Genomic DNA, 15,311 nt, shown 5'->3' on the forward strand with positions numbered 1-15,311 from the left:
GCCATTTGGGCCTTTGGCCGTGCCCAAAATTGAGAAGCTGAATGCTGGTATATCGATGCGATAACATGAAATAATAGACTACACCTTCCTGTAACCGGAGTGAATTATGTTTTCAGGTTTACCTGCACTGAACCATGAGCAGCAACAAAAAGCAGTAGAACGCATCCAGCAGCTCATGGCTAACGGTATGAGTAGCGGCGAGGCCATTGCTCAGGTCGCCCGTGAACTGCGCGCCACGCATACTGGCGAACAGGTGGTGGCGCGTTTTAGTGATGATGATAACGAATAGTTACTGTGCAGCAATAATTTTAATTTCTACCTTATATTGCGGGTCCATTAACGCTGCCTGCACCGTACAACGCACCGGAGCGTGTCCGGCGATAACCCAGGCATCCCACGCCTGGTTCATGGCCGCAAAATCACGTTTATCGGCAAGAAAAATGGTGGCGTCAAGAATACGGGATTTATCGCTGCCTTGTTTTGCCAGTATCGCGTCAATCTGTGCCAGGGTATCGGCGGTTTGCGCAAAAGCGTCAGCATCAGTACAGGACGGCACAGCGGTATAGTAAATAGTCTGATTATAAATAACCACATCAGACCAACGGGCCTCAGCATCAATACGGGTAATCGTCATTCTCTTTCCTCTCTCACGACATAACGGGCTGACTGCGGCAAGACTGCCACAATGTTTTCACCCTGTCACTCACTGGGCTGGTGAAATGCCGTTCTCCCTGACATAATCGCTGTCCGGATAATCAGGTGAGAGCATTGTGAACGACGATTTTGCAGCAGATGGCCAGTTGGCCAGCGTCATCCGGGGATTTAAACCGCGAGAGCCACAGCGCCAGATGGCGCAGGCGGTGACTCAGGCGATAAACACTACGCAAACGCTGGTGGTGGAAGCGGGAACAGGAACGGGCAAAACATACGCTTATCTGGTACCGGCACTGCGTTGCGGAAAAAAAGTGATTATCTCAACCGGATCGAAAGCCTTACAGGATCAGCTCTATAACCGTGATCTCCCGGTGGTGGCTAATGCACTTCATTTCACCGGCAAACGGGCGCTTCTGAAAGGGCGGGCCAACTATCTGTGCCTCGAGCGTCTGGAACAACAAGTCATCAGCGGCGGAGATTTACCCGCCGCCATATTGAGTGATGTGGTTCTGTTACGCTCATGGGCGAATCAGACCGAAGAGGGGGATATCAGCACCTGTAGTTGTGTGGCTGAAGACTCTCCGGTCTGGCCATTGGTGACCAGTAATAACGATAACTGTCTGGGGGGCGATTGCCCGCGGTACGATGCCTGCTTTGTGGTCAAAGCGCGTCAGAAAGCGATGGCATCTGATATCGTGGTGGTTAATCATCATCTGTTTCTTGCCGATATGGTCGTTAAAGAGCGTGGTTTTGCTGAGCTTATCCCGGATGCAGATGTGATGGTTTTTGATGAGGCTCATCAGTTACCGGATATCGCCAGCCACTATTTTGGTCAGTCACTTTCCAGTCGTCAGTTACTGGATCTGGCGAAAGATATCACCCTGGCCTGGTGCACGGATCTGAAAGATACCCAACAATTGCAAAAATGTGCTGACCGTCTGGCACAAAGTACACTGGATTTCCGTTTACAGTTAGGCGAATCGGGATATCGGGGGAATCTGCGCGAATTACTGGCCAGCCACTCCCTCCAGCGATCCCTTTTATTGCTGGATGACGCCCTGGAGTTATGCTACGAGGTGGCAAAATTATCGCTCGGACGTTCGGCCTTGCTGGACGCTGCTTTTGAGCGTACCACCACCTATCGCACACGTCTGAAACGTTTACAGGAGATTAACCAGCCCGGTTTCAGCTACTGGTACGAATGTACCGCGCGCCATTTCACTCTGGCGATAACGCCGCTGACAGTGGCGGAAAAATTCAAAGAGGTGATGGCGCAAAAACCCGGTAGCTGGATTTTTACTTCAGCGACGCTCTCGGTGAATGATGATTTGGGCCATTTTACCCGTCGTCTTGGCATCGAAACGGCAGCTTCTCTGTTGTTGCCGAGCCCATTTGATTATGCGAATCAGGCGCTGCTTTGCGTACCGCGTCATCTTCCGTTACCCAATCAGCCGGGGGCAGCGCGTCAGTTAGCGACGATACTGAAACCGCTGATCGAGGCAAACCAGGGGCGCTGTTTTATGCTCTGTACCTCTCACGCGATGATGCGCGAACTGGCCGGGCACTTTCGTGCGATTCTGAATTTACCGGTTTTACTGCAGGGTGAAACCAGCAAAGGGCAGTTATTGCAACAATTTATCAATGCGGGCAATGCCTTGCTTGTTGCGACCAGCAGCTTCTGGGAGGGGGTTGATGTTCGGGGTGACGCATTATCACTGGTCATTATTGATAAACTGCCCTTTACCTCTCCCGGCGACCCGTTACTAAAAGCCCACATGGAAGATTGTCGTTTGCGCGGTGGCGATCCTTTTGATGAAGTGCAGCTTCCGGATGCGGTTATTACTCTCAAGCAAGGCGTCGGGCGGTTGATTCGTGATATTGATGATCGGGGTGTACTGGTTATTTGTGATAACCGCCTGGTGATGCGTCCCTATGGTGCTGTGTTCCTGGCCAGTCTGCCGCCGATGCCACGAACCCGCGATATTCACCGTGCGACACGCTTTCTCGCGATCTCCGCGTCGGGTAATCTGGCGTAATATATGATAAGGTATGCGCCATTTTTAGCAATCAGCGATAGCGGGAATGCAATAAATCATGCGAATTTTAGCGCTTGATACTGCTACTGAAGCCTGTTCGGTAGCACTGTGGAATGAAGGTATCCAGGGGGCGCGCTTTGAAATTTGTCCCCGTGAACATACACAACGTATTTTGCCGCTGGTGCAGGATATTCTGACAGAAAACCATATTGCACTCACTGAGCTTGATGCGCTGGCATTTGGCCGTGGGCCAGGCAGTTTCACTGGTGTCCGGATTGGCATTGGCATTGCGCAAGGGCTGGCGCTGGGTGCTGAACTCCCCATGATCGGTGTCTCGACGCTGGCGACGCTGGCTCAGGGGGCGTGGCGAAAAACCGGCATACCCCGGGTACTGACTGCGATTGACGCCCGGATGGGCGAAGTTTACTGGGCAGAATATCAGCGCGATGAACAGGGGATCTGGCACGGCGAAGCGAGCGAAACGGTGCTGACGCCAGAGGCCGTTAGCCAGCGCCTGCAACAACTGGACGGCCAGTGGGCAATAGCGGGTACAGGCTGGCAGGCCTGGCCTGAACTGGCGAAGGCGTCTACGCTGATATTAACAGAGAGCGAAGTATTGCTACCGGCCGCTGAAGAGATGTTGCCGTTAGCCTGCCATCTGTTTGCCAGTGGCAAAGCCGTAGCGGTTGAGCAGGCTGAGCCCGTTTATTTACGTAACGAAGTCGCGTGGAAGAAACTACCAGGACGGTAATCAGTTTCAGTCACATCGACTGAGAAAAGAAAGAGCATGATGGCGAGACAAAGCAAAACAGGATGCTGGCTTCTGGCTGGCGTGATTATCACCGCATTAAGTGGCTGCGTATCTGTGCCGGATGTGATTAAAGGCTCCAGCCCAACACCACAGCAGGATTTAGCCCAGGTGATGGCCGACCCGTCGCGTTATACCGGGACAGAGTCCCGTTTTGGTGGTCGGGTCGTCAGTGTGCAGAATCTGCCAGGCGAAACACGTCTGGAAATTGCCACACTTCCTCTTGACAGTGGTGCAAGACCGGTTCTGAATGTACCTTCACGTGGACGTATTATGGCCGATGTCCACGGCTTCCTTGAACCGGTCGATTTCAATGGTCAGTTAGTGACAGTGGTTGGCCCGATCAACGGTGTTGTCACGGGGACAATTGGCCATACCCCTTATTCATTTATACTGATTAACGCCACAGGCTATAAACGCTGGAATGTCGTCCAGCAAGTGGTGATACCACCGCAGCCGATGATGCCCTGGCTCTATGGCTCACGCCCGTGGGATTATGGTTACGGTGCATGGGGATGGTATAACCCGGGGCCAGCGGAAGTCAGGGATGTTGTGACGGAGTAGTGCCTGGCGTCCATCCCATCAGACATAGCCAGTTTCGGCACTGCCAGCCGCCAGAATGGCCGGTAAAATAGCCTGATGGGCCAGGTTCTTCATTACCGCAAGGGGGCGCTATCGCGGTGGTGACTGAAATAATAAATACTGACAGAGTGTCAGATACGCTGGCGATGCTGGCGTTTTTACCAGGCGAAGCTAAGAGAATATAATTTGGATTATCAGATAATTACCACCGATGATGACCTCCGCACGGTTTGTGAAGCGGCAAGTCAGGCGGCAGCCATTGCGCTGGATAGTGAATTTGTCCGCATCCGAACTTACTATCCGCAATTGGGACTATTGCAGCTGTTTGACGGCCAAACAGTCTCACTGATTGATCCGCTGGCTATTAGCGACTGGGCGCCGATGCGCGACTTGCTGTTAAATAATGACGTCGTTAAGTATCTGCACGCGGGGAGTGAAGATTTAGAAGTATTTCTCAATACCCTCGGTCTGATGCCACAACCGTTGATTGATACCCAGATACTGGCTGCTTTTTGTGGTCATCCCCTGTCATGGGGATTTGCCGCAATGGTGGAGGCCTATTCCGGTGTCGTACTGGATAAAAGCGAGTCACGAACCGACTGGCTGGCCCGACCATTAACCGCGCGACAGTGCGAATATGCCGCAGCGGATGTCTGGTATCTGTTGCCAGTCGCCCGCCAGTTAATGGACGAAATCAGCGCAACGGGCTGGTTATCCGCCGCGCTGGATGAGTGTCATTTGCAGCAACAACGTCGCCAGGAAGTGCCGGACCCGGCACAGGCATGGCGTGATATTGCCAGTGCATGGCAGTTACGTCCTCGTCAGCTGGCCTGCCTGCAACTGCTGGCAGAGTGGCGGCTGCATAACGCACGTGATCGCGATATCGCCGTTAATTTTATCGTTCGTGAAGAACATCTCTGGCGTATCGCACGCTATATGCCGCGCACGACGGGAGATCTGGCGAGCCTGGGGATATCCGGAAATGAGATCCGTTTTCACGGCAAGGTTCTGTTAAGTCTGGTGGCAAAAGCGCAGGCATTACCGGAAGAGGCACTGCCGCCACCACTCCAGAATCTCGCTGATATGGCCGGTTATCGCTCGTTATTCAAAGGCATTAAAACACTGGTGCAGACGGTCAGTGATGAACAGGGATTGAGTAGCGGTTTACTGGCATCAAGGCGACAGATTAATCAGCTACTTAACTGGCACTGGCAGTTAAAACGCCGGGACACTTTACCGGAATTACTTTCTGGCTGGCGTGGCGAGCTACTGGCTGAGCGCCTGAAAAAGTTATTAGCGGAGTCATAATAACTCTCCGGTGATAACGTTTTTTACAGGCTCTTAGTGGATTTGCAGTTGACCGGCACTATCGACGCTGACAGAGAAGCTTGATTCGACTAAATGATCTGCCACCTTTGGGGCACTGATATTCCAGTAGATAAAATAATATAGCCCTGGCTGGGGTATGAGATTAAATAAAGGCAGACATTGACCTTTCGTGACATAGATCGGCTTATCATCAAAAAAGTTAATCAGAAGGCTGCTTTTATGACTGTAGATCTGCACTGCAGTGATCCGTTCACTGGGTTGCAAAGGTGATATCACACAAACCTGATTATCTTTGATAATCGCTGTTGCGTGTTCACTTGCAACCATCCGATCGCCAGGGCCTGGACAACCGGTTAATAAAAACAGCGCAATAAATAAACTATATTTTTTCATGACTTTCTCCTGGTCACGACTTACCTTTACCACTGTATTTATCTGCAAGCACATCAGTGCTATTCTATTTGTCATTGATCCGGAGGTGACTGAATTTGTAGCTGACCTGAATTATCTGTAGTCACAGAGAAGCTTGTTTCGACCAAACGAATCTCTGTATTCGGGGCAATAACATCCCAGTAGAAAAAATACTGTAATCCAGGTTTTGGTGTAATATTAAATAGCGGTAAACATTCACCTTTGGTAATATAAATAGAATTGTCAGCAAAAGTTTCACGCAAAAGACGGCTTTTATTACTGTTTATCTCTACTGCAATGATTCGTTCATCGAACTGTAACGGTGATATTACACAAATCTGATTTTTTTAATCACAGCGGTGATAAATTCACGCGGAATCATCCGATCACCCGGGCCACGACAGCCAGTTAATAAAAAAATAAGAACCATTAAAATATATTTACTCATAACTTCTTTCCCGTCACTATTTTATGATAAAGCGCAGGAATATCGCGTAAGTTATCTTTACCCTGATATCTGACTATTCTCCCATGATTTTTCTGGAAACTCCATTCACTGATGCCATAATAGATCAATAACCAGTAATCTGCCAGAATGGGCGCCTGTTGCTCCAGCGAATAATCAGTGAGTTTTTCTTTATCCAGTGTATAGTAATAATTAGCTAAAAAACTGAATGCACCACGTAATCTTACCCATTGTCCATGCTGGTGTTGCCACACATGCCCTAACTCATGAATAAAGATATATTTATCAATAATCTCAACATCAACTAATGAAAAGTCAGCTTTGTACATTTCTTTTCTGTACCAGAGCTCACCATTTGGCGTCATGGCATAGCCATTCGATTGTAAGCCGAAGGGGAAATAGCTGTCGCAATGGATCCAGACACGGTTATAAGCTATTGAATGGCCATAGAGTCGTTTAGCCATAGTGATTTCGCTCAATGTCATAAGGCGAAGGGTTCCTTCCTTAATTTCATCTGCCATTGATAAACTACCTATGGTGACTGAGATAATTATCACCATAATAGTTATTCTGCATACAGTCTATTATTTTATCTGTATTAATAATCGGAGATTGATTGTTATTTTATCATATATGCTCTGTACTGCGGATTAGTGGTACAAATTAACAATACCCGTAATGCCAGACAGATAAGTACCATCTGATACCTACCCCGCCAGGAGAGTGCTAGCGGGTAACTCAGATATCAGTTTTTCGACTCTTCCGTTTCCGGTAGCGTGACGTTTAATTCCAGAATCGAAATATCACCATCCCGTTGCTCCAGCTGGACGTGAACCATATCAGGATTGATTTGGACATATTTACAGATAACTTCCAGAATATCTTTACGCAACTGTGGCAGATAATGCGGTTCAGCATCGCTGCGACGACGCTCTGCAACGATAATTTGCAGACGCTCTTTCGCAATGTTGGCCGTGTTCTTTTTTCGTGAGAGAAAAAAGTCGATGAGTGCCATAAGTTACCCTCCGAACAGGCGTTTGAGGAAACCTTTCTTCTCTTCCTCAATAAAACGAAACGGGCGATCTTCTCCGAGCAGGCGATCTACGGTATCCGCATAGGCTTTACCTGCATCTGATGTGTCATCCAGAATAACCGGTTCGCCCTGATTTGACGCGCGCAGGACCGATTGATCTTCCGGGATAACCCCAATAACCTTGATGCGCAAAATTTCCAGAACATCTTCCATACTCAACATATCGCCTTTACTCACCCGTCCTGGATTATAACGTGTCAGCAGCAGATGTTCTTTAATCGGCTCCTCGCCATTCTCTGCCCGGCGGGATTTGGAGGCGAGGATACCGAGAATACGGTCAGAATCGCGAACAGAGGAGACTTCCGGATTCGTGGTAATAATCGCCTCATCAGCGAAGTAAAGCGCCATCAGGGCACCGGTTTCGATACCGGCGGGTGAATCACAAATGATAAAATCGAAATCCAGTTTTTTCAGCTCTTCCAGAATGTTATTGACACCCTCACGGGTCAGCGCCTCTTTGTCACGGGTCTGCGAGGCAGGAAGAATATAAAGATTGTCAGTCCGTTTATCTTTGATTAATGCCTGATTCAGAGTCGCATCTCCCTGAATAACATTAATAAAGTCATAAACCACCCGCCGCTCACAACCCATAATCAGGTCGAGATTGCGCAGGCCGATATCAAAGTCGATAACTACAGTTTTCTTGCCTTTCTGAGCTAAACCGGTGGCGATGGCCGCGCTGGAGGTAGTTTTACCAACGCCACCTTTACCTGAAGTCACAACAATTATGCGTGCCATAGAAATTCCTTGTTATAAAAGGACTAACTTAAAGGTTGAATAGTTAAAGCCGTCGTTCCCAGACTCAGGCGAGCTGCTTTACCATAAAATTCGGCTGGGATATTATCACTCAGCCAGTAAACTCCAGCGATGGAAACCAGTTCCGCCGCAAGGTGTGAACAAAATATTTGCGCTTCCCGATTGCCATTTGCTCCCGCGAGAATACGCCCCCGCATCATGCCATAAACATGAATATTCCCATCGGCGATAAGCTCTGCCCCGGCGCTGACAGGGCTGGTGACAATCAGATCGCCGTTGGTTGCATAGATCCGCTGACCGGAACGCACGGGCAGATCGATAAGGCGTGTTCTGGCACACAGATTCACCGGGGGTGATAACTCTACAGCCGGAGGCGGAGCGGCTTTTTCTTTGCCTTCAGTGAGTAACGGGAGACCCGCACGGTTGATTTCCGCTTTGAGCTGTGGAATTTTACAACCACTGATCCCCATGACATGTAAGCCGGTGCTGGTGATCGCTTCATACATCGCACACCAGTTAATATCATTTTCAATACGGCTGATATTCACCACCACCGGCGCATGATGTAAAAAAGCGGGTGCCTGGGCTATCTTGTCCATAAGTGCCTGACGAATAACCTCGGGATTTGCATCATGCAAATGAACGATAGATAAGGTGAAGTTGCTGCCTTTAAGCTCAATGGGCGTATTTGACATCCTGATCTTACTCAACTTACTGTTTATCACTTTGCGCAAGCGCCGTGATATTCCGAAGATTAAAAGGCATGTTATAGTCACTCATATGTTGAGGCAAGTTACAGTCACTTAATTCCAGGTAAAACTATGTTTTGTGTTATCTATCGAAGTCCTAAACGTGAAAACACCTACTTATATGTTAGCAAAAAAGATGATTTTTCACGTGTACCCGCCCCCCTGATGGCCCACTTCGGTCAACCGCAAATCACGCTGGTTTTATCACTTGACGGGCGTAAAAAACTGGTTGGTGCGGACCTGGAAAAAGTCAAGCAGGCCCTCACTGAACAGGGGTACTATTTACAGCTACCGCCTGCGCCTGAGAACCTGCTGAAACAGCATCTGGCCCAACAGCGGCATCACTATACACAACCCCGTGGAGGTAAAAAATAATGTACCAGCATCGTAACTGGCAGGGAGAATTACTGGATTACCCGGTGGGTAAAGTTGTGTGTGTTGGCAGTAATTATAGAGATCATATCAGAGAGATGGAAAGTATCGTACCTGAAGAGCCACTGTTGTTTATGAAACCAGAGACGGCGCTTTGTGATATTCATCAGGCGATCATTCTGCCTGACGGATCAGGCGCAGTGCATCATGAACTGGAGCTGGCGATATTACTGGGGCAGCCATTGTGTCGTGCGACAGAAGAGCAGATATCGCCAGCGATCGCTGGCTATGGCGTCGCACTGGATCTGACACTGCGTGATGTGCAGGCCAGACTGAAAAAGGCCGGGCAGCCGTGGGAAAAAGCGAAGGGGTTTGATAATGCGTGCCCGATCTCGGGTTTTGTTCCGGTAACTGAATTTGATGGTGATCCGCAGAATATACCATTAAGCCTGCACATCAATGGCACCCTGCGTCAGCAGGGAACGACATCGGCAATGATACATAAAATCGTTCCCTTGATTGCCTGCATGTCACATTTCTTTACCCTGAAAGCCGGAGACATCATTTTAACTGGAACGCCAGCCGGTGTCGGGCCACTGAATCATGGCGATGAGCTGGTGATTGGTTTTAACGATCTGACACTGACGACTCACGTACAGTAATCTGCTTTCATGACAGAACTTGCATCAGCATGCCAGAGTGGTTATAACGTGCCCTGTTAAATAGCAATGACGGATATATCCTGTGAGCGAACAAGCTTTCTGGCAGTACAAAACCCTGGATGAAATGAGTGATGCGCAGTGGGAATCATTGTGTGATGGTTGCGGGCAGTGCTGCCTGCATAAGTTGATGGATGCGGAGAGTGATGAAATCTACTTTACCAATGTCGCCTGTCGTCAGCTCAATATTAAAACCTGCCAGTGTCGCCATTATGAACGTCGTTTCGAATATGAAGCGGATTGCATTAAATTAACCCGCGATAACCTGCCCACGTTCTCGTGGTTACCGCCGACCTGCGCTTATCGCTTATTGCTGGAAGGAAAGCCGCTACCGGCATGGCACCCGCTGTTAACCGGGTCGAAAGCCGCGATGCATGGCGAACGCATTTCTGTTCGCCATCTTGCGGTGCCTGAGTCCTCAGTACGCGACTGGCAGGCACACATTATTAATCTGGATTGAGTCGTTAACGGCCAAACAACGCGCGTCTTTTCGGTTTACAGGGCTGAGCAATCAGCACCAGTAATCCGACAATAAAATAGGCGGCGAAGATACCCACCAGCCATTGTGGCATTTCGAGACTCAGAAACTGCCACTGGCGTGTGCTGCAATCGCCGGTGGCAACGAAAACTTGCGGCAGCCATTTATCCAGTGGTAACCATGTCGGAAAACGCGCGGCAAAATCGCAGGTAAGAAACGGCGAGGGGTGCAACTGCATCATCGTGTGTTCCCACGCCAGTTGCAGCCCACGAAATGCGCTATATAGCCAGATAATCAATGCCAGATAGCGTAAAGGGGATTTAGGGGCCAGGAGCGCGATAAGACCGGCACCGATAATACCAAATAATGCACAACGCTCATAAATGCACAATACGCAAGGCGCCAGTAACATACCATGCTGGAACCATAGCGCGGTTACCTCAAGGCTGACCGCAGTCAACACCATCAGAAACCACGCCCCTCGTCCACGTGAACATTGATTTAAATATCGCAACATAGCCCTGTCTCTGAATAATCATCACCGGGGCAGTGTAAACGAAAAATGCGCTGGCACCAGTAAACAAAGCCAATTTTTTGCATAAAAGTGTGGGGAATATCTCTGTCTGAGACAGAGATTGCTGTACAGCCCCATTATGTGTGACAACGTCACACATAATGGGGGAGGAGATAGCAAAAATTATTGTCAATAACGCGCCTGTTCTCTGCAACTGTGGATATTCAAACATGGGTCTGGCGAGGTTCTTCATTGCGCCCCTGAAAGATGGCAACATTTGAGATAAAAAATAAACACCCATAGTGATGCTCTTTTATTACATTACAGTGCTATCTGTGCTATATCCGCTCTGGTATGATGAGTTAACTGCAACGCTGTGTAATGGAAAACTAACTATGGTCATTAATGCGCAGAGTCCGGCGGCCCTCGCGGAAGAGTATCTGATAAAAAGCATCTGGAATAATCATTTCCCGCCCGGCACTCTTCTTCCTGCTGAACGTGAGCTTTCTGAACTGATTGGTGTGACCCGCACCACGTTACGGGAAGTGTTACAACGTCTGGCGCGTGATGGCTGGTTAACGATTCAGCACGGCAAACCGACCAGAGTCAATAATTTCTGGGAAACCTCCGGCCTGAATATTCTCGAAACCCTGGCGCGTCTTGATCATGACAGTGTTCCGCAATTGATCCATAACCTGCTTTCGGTACGTACCAGTATCGCTGCGATCTTTATTCGTACCGCGTTTCGTAAATATCCTGAAAAATCACAGGCAGTGCTGGCTCAGGCGCATGAGACAGAAGAGTGTGCCGAGGCGTTTGCCCGCCTGGATTACCATATTTTTCGCGGACTGGCCTTTGCCTCCGGGAATCCGATTTATGGTTTGATCATCAACGGAATGAAGGGGTTGTATATCCGTATCAACCGCCACTATTTCGCCAGCCCACAGGCGCGTTGCCTGGCGCGTGAGTTCTATCAACATCTGGCACAAATCTGTGCAGCGGGGCAATATGAACAAGTGAATGATGTTATTTGCCAGTATGCTCAACAAAGTATTGCTATCTGGCAACAAATGCAGAAAACCATGCCTGATGACTGAACATACCTTCAGCATTATTGCCGCGATGATTCCCGCAGTACCGGATGACCGCTGATAGTCAGGGTCGAGGTGTCAGCACGGTGACGCAATGATGCTTGTGCGCCAAGGGGCAGGGTGACGGTTTGTGGCTGATGACCAAAAGCCAAGCCGCTCACCAGCGGAATCGCCACCTGAGTGCGGAGATAGTCATAAATCACCGGTAAACCATAGCCTGCATCATAACTATCAGAGGTCTTCGCCGCGCTGAAGCTGCCAAAAATAAGCGCCCGCTGGCGATGAAGGATACCACTATTCAGCAGTTGTAATAGCATCCGCTCGATCCGAAATGGCGGCTCGTTGATATCTTCCAGCACCAGAATACCGCCGGTTATTTGCGGCATCCAGGGCGTGCCGATCAGCGATGTCAGCATCGATAAATTACCGCCCCACAAGGTTCCCTCGACGTCACATTCGCTCCCTTCTCCTGACCATGTCAGGGTCAATTCCGGACAACGTAACGCCTGCCAGAAGTGATGTTCCGTAAAAGCATCCGCCACTTGCGCACCAAAATGAGTCGCCAGCATCGGCCCACTGAAAGTGATGAGGCCACCTTTTGCCAGCAGTCCCAGCTGGATCGCGGTAAAATCGCTATGACCACAAATTAACAACGGCTCCTGTTGCTGGCGCGCGATTAAAGCCTGCCAGTCGATAGCAGGTAACAGGCGACTGGCACCATATCCTCCACGAACTGGCATCACAATCTGGTCATGCCCCTTTAAATGGGATAACTGATTAATATCGTCCAGTCGTTGCTGATCACTGCCAGCAAAACGTTGCTGTCGGCGACAGATGACCTGTTGATGCATCACCTGATGACCGGCGGCTAACAGACGCTGGACCCCCCGTTCTGCCGCCTGCTGGTTAATGCAGTAACCTGAAGGGGCTATCAGATAAAACTGCGACATGATAATTCCTTGCGAAGAACGAAAAGGTTATCATGCCGTCGGAAAGACAGATTGTCATCTCTGGTCGGAAAAATTCAGGTATTAACAAAGCAATAAAGGATTAAGATGTGAAACTGAGATGGCTTGTTGTGTTATTTGTTCTGCTGGCTGGTTGTCAGGTAAAACAGGATTATCGTCATCCACCCTGGAATGCGAAAGTCCCGGTTAAACGAGCGATGCAATGGATGCCGGTAACCCAAAAAGCCAGTGCGGCATGGGAGGTTGACCCGCAACTGATGACGGCGATTATTGCCATTGAGTCCGGCGGTAATCCAACTGTGGTCAGCAAATCTGGCGCGGTCGGTCTGATGCAACTGAAGCCCTCGACCTCTGGCCGTGATGTCTATCGCCGGATGGGCTGGCGTGGTGAGCCATCGGTTAAAGAGCTCAAAAACCCGGAGCGGAATATCTCTATGGGCGCCGCTTACCTGAATATTCTCGAAAATGGCCCGCTCGCCGGAATTAAAGATCCTGAGGTCATGCGTTATGCGGTCATCGTTTCTTATGTCAATGGTGCCGGAGCATTACTGCGCACCTTTTCCAGCAATCGTCAGCAGGCGATTGATAAAATCAATAAGCTGGATGCCGACGCATTTTTTAAACATATTGTCAGGAAACACCCGGCACCCCAGGCGCCACGTTATATCTGGAAATTCCAGCAGGCAATGGATGCAATGTAGCGGCAATGATACATTCCATCTACTAATATCCTGATCGCCATTATTACTACAGGAACACGCCTTATGCTGAATGCCTCTGCGCCGCTGGTCGAAACCTGCTATGGGCTGTTATCGGGTACGGCTGAACAGGGGATTGATATCTGGCGCGGTATTCCTTTCGCCGCACCGCCCACAGGCGAGTTGCGCTGGCGGGCGCCGCGTGTGCCTGCCCGCTGGCAGGGCGTCCGGTCGGCGACGACATTCTCCGCTGCCTGCTGGCAGAATACAGAACATTGTCGGCAACTGGGCGGTGGCGATCCGGGGCGCTTATCAGAAGATTGCCTTTATCTTAATGTCTGGTCTCCCGCAGCACGAAAACAGCCACTGCCGGTGATGGTCTGGCTGCATGGGGGTGGCTTTACCCTCGGAGCGGGGAGTCTGTCACTTTATGACGGTAAAGCGCTGGCAGCCCGGGGGGCGGTGGTGGTTTCTGTCAATTATCGTCTCGGCCACCTGGGGTTCTTTGCCCATCCTGCACTGGAAGGGGAAGAGGGCGAGCGGATCTATAATTTTGCGCTGCTGGATCAAATCGCCGCTCTGCAATGGGTACGGGATAATATTGCGGCATTTGGCGGTGATCCGGCGAATATCACCCTGTTTGGTGAATCGGCCGGGGCACGTAGTGTGCTGTCGCTGATGGCTTCCCCAAAATCAGCAGGATTATTCCATAAAGCGATTATTCAAAGCAGCTATACACTGCCCGATACGCCGCGCGAAAAAGCACTGCAGAAAGGACAACAACTGGCGGCGTTTTTCTCCCTGCCGGATGCCAGTGCGCAACAATTGCGGGCTATTCCGGCCGCCTCTCTCTGGTCGCTGCCAGCCCCTTTTACCCTCGACCCGACCCCCATCAGTGGTGATGCGGTACTTCCACAAGAGACACTGACCACCTTTCTCGCTGGCAGGCAGCAGGCGATGCCTGTTATGGTGGGCTCCAATAGCGATGAATCCAGTGTTATGTCACTATTTGGTGTTGATATCGCTGAAAAAATTGGCCAGTTACGCCGTAATGCGCCACTGGCGCTGGCACTGATCAAACTGCTCTATCCGGGAGCCAATGGTGACGAGGCGCTTGGGCGTGCAGTGTGTCGTGATATGGCTTTTACCGTACTGGGATCTATCATCATGCAGGCGCAGCGCCGCGTTAATCAGCCTTGCTGGCGCTACTGGTTTGATTATGTCCCGCGGGGGCTTCGTCAGCGCAGCCCACATGGCGCATGGCATGGTGATGAAGTCCCTTATGTTTTCGACACCCTCTCACTGACTGAATCGTTACGCGATTATACCAATGATGATGATCGCGCATTTGCTGCTCAGATTGCTGATTACTGGGTCAATTTTGCCCGCCTGGCACAGAACTCCCCGCCTGTATTACCCGGAAAGATACCCTGGCCAGCCTGCTGGCATCATCAGACGTGGCTACTGCGTATCGGGCTGGATAAACACGCGGGATTTAAGCTGGAAAAACATTTTATGCGTCTGCGACTGGCGCTATTTCAGCGCATGATGCCCCGTTTTGTGAACCTTGATTGAATGGCGACAAGG

19 protein-coding genes are annotated in these 15,311 nt (G+C 50.1%); 11 read left to right on the top strand and 8 right to left on the bottom strand.

The features are described 5' to 3' along the window. Nucleotides 1–106: 106 nt before the first annotated feature. Nucleotides 107–289 (top strand): YoaH family protein, encoded by a 183-nt coding sequence (locus PT300_10115; GenBank protein ID MDF7680913.1) that lies wholly within the window; start codon nucleotides 107–109, stop codon nucleotides 287–289. On the opposite strand, the gene PT300_10120 is transcribed toward PT300_10115, so the two are convergent. Beyond that, entirely contained in the window at nucleotides 290–634 is a 345-nt protein-coding gene (locus PT300_10120; protein MDF7680914.1) for a RidA family protein, read from the bottom strand. Between the two features lie 136 nt (nucleotides 635–770). Here PT300_10120 and PT300_10125 point away from each other — a divergent pair, with 136 nt between their 5' ends. The 4 genes from PT300_10125 (at nucleotide 771) to rnd (ending at nucleotide 5,388) form a co-directional block, all read left to right on the top strand. After that, on the top strand, nucleotides 771–2,690 hold the full coding sequence (locus tag PT300_10125; protein ID MDF7680915.1) for an ATP-dependent DNA helicase: 1,920 nt from the start codon (nucleotides 771–773) through the stop codon (nucleotides 2,688–2,690). 58 nt (nucleotides 2,691–2,748) lie between these two features. Next, the gene (gene tsaB, locus PT300_10130; GenBank protein ID MDF7680916.1) at nucleotides 2,749–3,441 is read left to right on the top strand and encodes a tRNA (adenosine(37)-N6)-threonylcarbamoyltransferase complex dimerization subunit type 1 TsaB; all 693 of its coding nucleotides are present in this window, start codon (nucleotides 2,749–2,751) and stop codon (nucleotides 3,439–3,441) included. A 39-nt stretch (nucleotides 3,442–3,480) separates the two neighbouring features. Further along, nucleotides 3,481–4,062: a Slp family lipoprotein gene (locus tag PT300_10135; protein ID MDF7680917.1), complete on the top strand. Its 582-nt coding sequence runs from the start codon at nucleotides 3,481–3,483 to the stop codon at nucleotides 4,060–4,062. A gap of 216 nt (nucleotides 4,063–4,278) precedes the next feature. Beyond that, nucleotides 4,279–5,388, top strand: a complete 1,110-nt coding sequence (gene rnd, locus PT300_10140) for a ribonuclease D (GenBank protein MDF7680918.1) — start codon at nucleotides 4,279–4,281, stop codon at nucleotides 5,386–5,388. A 33-nt stretch (nucleotides 5,389–5,421) separates the two neighbouring features. Here rnd and PT300_10145 read toward each other — a convergent pair whose 3' ends face one another. From PT300_10145 to minC, 5 genes are all read right to left on the bottom strand, one after another. Next, nucleotides 5,422–5,802, bottom strand: a complete 381-nt coding sequence (locus tag PT300_10145) for a hypothetical protein (protein MDF7680919.1) — start codon at nucleotides 5,800–5,802, stop codon at nucleotides 5,422–5,424. A 462-nt stretch (nucleotides 5,803–6,264) separates the two neighbouring features. Next, the gene (locus PT300_10150; protein MDF7680920.1) at nucleotides 6,265–6,807 is read right to left on the bottom strand and encodes a type IV secretion protein Rhs; all 543 of its coding nucleotides are present in this window, start codon (nucleotides 6,805–6,807) and stop codon (nucleotides 6,265–6,267) included. 224 nt (nucleotides 6,808–7,031) lie between these two features. Then, nucleotides 7,032–7,301 (bottom strand): cell division topological specificity factor MinE, encoded by a 270-nt coding sequence (gene minE / locus PT300_10155; protein MDF7680921.1) that lies wholly within the window; start codon nucleotides 7,299–7,301, stop codon nucleotides 7,032–7,034. A 3-nt stretch (nucleotides 7,302–7,304) separates the two neighbouring features. After that, entirely contained in the window at nucleotides 7,305–8,117 is an 813-nt protein-coding gene (gene minD, locus PT300_10160; GenBank protein MDF7680922.1) for a septum site-determining protein MinD, read from the bottom strand. Nucleotides 8,118–8,140: 23 nt separating this feature from the next. Continuing rightward, nucleotides 8,141–8,830 (bottom strand): septum site-determining protein MinC, encoded by a 690-nt coding sequence (gene minC, locus PT300_10165; GenBank protein ID MDF7680923.1) that lies wholly within the window; start codon nucleotides 8,828–8,830, stop codon nucleotides 8,141–8,143. A gap of 126 nt (nucleotides 8,831–8,956) precedes the next feature. Here minC and PT300_10170 point away from each other — a divergent pair, with 126 nt between their 5' ends. The 3 genes from PT300_10170 (at nucleotide 8,957) to PT300_10180 (ending at nucleotide 10,435) form a co-directional block, all read left to right on the top strand. Then, nucleotides 8,957–9,259 carry a YcgL domain-containing protein gene (locus tag PT300_10170; protein MDF7680924.1) on the top strand — a complete coding sequence of 101 codons (303 nt, stop codon included), beginning with the start codon at nucleotides 8,957–8,959 and terminating at the stop codon, nucleotides 9,257–9,259. Beyond that, the gene (locus PT300_10175) at nucleotides 9,259–9,918 is read left to right on the top strand and encodes a fumarylacetoacetate hydrolase family protein (GenBank protein MDF7680925.1); all 660 of its coding nucleotides are present in this window, start codon (nucleotides 9,259–9,261) and stop codon (nucleotides 9,916–9,918) included. Before PT300_10170 ends, PT300_10175 begins: the two co-directional genes overlap by 1 nt. Nucleotides 9,919–10,000: 82 nt before the next feature. Continuing rightward, on the top strand, nucleotides 10,001–10,435 hold the full coding sequence (locus tag PT300_10180) for a YcgN family cysteine cluster protein (protein MDF7680926.1): 435 nt from the start codon (nucleotides 10,001–10,003) through the stop codon (nucleotides 10,433–10,435). Nucleotides 10,436–10,439: 4 nt separating this feature from the next. Here PT300_10180 and dsbB read toward each other — a convergent pair whose 3' ends face one another. Beyond that, entirely contained in the window at nucleotides 10,440–10,970 is a 531-nt protein-coding gene (dsbB, locus tag PT300_10185) for a disulfide bond formation protein DsbB (protein ID MDF7680927.1), read from the bottom strand. Between the two features lie 392 nt (nucleotides 10,971–11,362). Here dsbB and fadR point away from each other — a divergent pair, with 392 nt between their 5' ends. After that, nucleotides 11,363–12,064: a fatty acid metabolism transcriptional regulator FadR gene (fadR, locus tag PT300_10190; protein MDF7680928.1), complete on the top strand. Its 702-nt coding sequence runs from the start codon at nucleotides 11,363–11,365 to the stop codon at nucleotides 12,062–12,064. A 14-nt stretch (nucleotides 12,065–12,078) separates the two neighbouring features. On the opposite strand, the gene ldcA is transcribed toward fadR, so the two are convergent. Further along, on the bottom strand, nucleotides 12,079–13,008 hold the full coding sequence (gene ldcA, locus PT300_10195; GenBank protein ID MDF7680929.1) for a muramoyltetrapeptide carboxypeptidase: 930 nt from the start codon (nucleotides 13,006–13,008) through the stop codon (nucleotides 12,079–12,081). Between the two features lie 107 nt (nucleotides 13,009–13,115). Between ldcA and emtA the strand changes: the two genes are divergently transcribed. Further along, nucleotides 13,116–13,727 carry a membrane-bound lytic murein transglycosylase EmtA gene (gene emtA, locus PT300_10200; protein ID MDF7680930.1) on the top strand — a complete coding sequence of 204 codons (612 nt, stop codon included), beginning with the start codon at nucleotides 13,116–13,118 and terminating at the stop codon, nucleotides 13,725–13,727. 63 nt (nucleotides 13,728–13,790) lie between these two features. Then, complete coding sequence (locus PT300_10205) at nucleotides 13,791–15,299, top strand: carboxylesterase/lipase family protein (protein ID MDF7680931.1); 1,509 nt, start codon at nucleotides 13,791–13,793, stop codon at nucleotides 15,297–15,299. The last annotated feature ends 12 nt before the right edge of the window (nucleotides 15,300–15,311 follow it).

Source organism: Enterobacteriaceae bacterium ESL0689 (genome assembly GCA_029433525.1).
GTDB lineage: Bacteria > Pseudomonadota > Gammaproteobacteria > Enterobacterales > Enterobacteriaceae > JAQTIF01.

What these genes read in the sequence shown, in the direction of transcription:
- PT300_10205 (MDF7680931.1), top strand. Translation starts at nt 13,791, where the DNA reads ATGCTGAATGCCTCTGCGCCGCTGGTCGAAACCTGCTATGGGCTGTTA.
- PT300_10115 (MDF7680913.1), top strand. Translation starts at nt 107, where the DNA reads ATGTTTTCAGGTTTACCTGCACTGAACCATGAGCAGCAACAAAAAGCA.
- tsaB (MDF7680916.1), top strand. Translation starts at nt 2,749, where the DNA reads ATGCGAATTTTAGCGCTTGATACTGCTACTGAAGCCTGTTCGGTAGCA.
- minD (MDF7680922.1), bottom strand. Translation starts at nt 8,117, where the DNA reads ATGGCACGCATAATTGTTGTGACTTCAGGTAAAGGTGGCGTTGGTAAA.
- PT300_10145 (MDF7680919.1), bottom strand. Translation starts at nt 5,802, where the DNA reads ATGAAAAAATATAGTTTATTTATTGCGCTGTTTTTATTAACCGGTTGT.
- PT300_10150 (MDF7680920.1), bottom strand. Translation starts at nt 6,807, where the DNA reads ATGGCAGATGAAATTAAGGAAGGAACCCTTCGCCTTATGACATTGAGC.
- PT300_10175 (MDF7680925.1), top strand. Translation starts at nt 9,259, where the DNA reads ATGTACCAGCATCGTAACTGGCAGGGAGAATTACTGGATTACCCGGTG.
- PT300_10120 (MDF7680914.1), bottom strand. Translation starts at nt 634, where the DNA reads ATGACGATTACCCGTATTGATGCTGAGGCCCGTTGGTCTGATGTGGTT.
- dsbB (MDF7680927.1), bottom strand. Translation starts at nt 10,970, where the DNA reads ATGTTGCGATATTTAAATCAATGTTCACGTGGACGAGGGGCGTGGTTT.
- ldcA (MDF7680929.1), bottom strand. Translation starts at nt 13,008, where the DNA reads ATGTCGCAGTTTTATCTGATAGCCCCTTCAGGTTACTGCATTAACCAG.
- minC (MDF7680923.1), bottom strand. Translation starts at nt 8,830, where the DNA reads ATGTCAAATACGCCCATTGAGCTTAAAGGCAGCAACTTCACCTTATCT.
- minE (MDF7680921.1), bottom strand. Translation starts at nt 7,301, where the DNA reads ATGGCACTCATCGACTTTTTTCTCTCACGAAAAAAGAACACGGCCAAC.
- fadR (MDF7680928.1), top strand. Translation starts at nt 11,363, where the DNA reads ATGGTCATTAATGCGCAGAGTCCGGCGGCCCTCGCGGAAGAGTATCTG.
- PT300_10135 (MDF7680917.1), top strand. Translation starts at nt 3,481, where the DNA reads ATGGCGAGACAAAGCAAAACAGGATGCTGGCTTCTGGCTGGCGTGATT.
- PT300_10170 (MDF7680924.1), top strand. Translation starts at nt 8,957, where the DNA reads ATGTTTTGTGTTATCTATCGAAGTCCTAAACGTGAAAACACCTACTTA.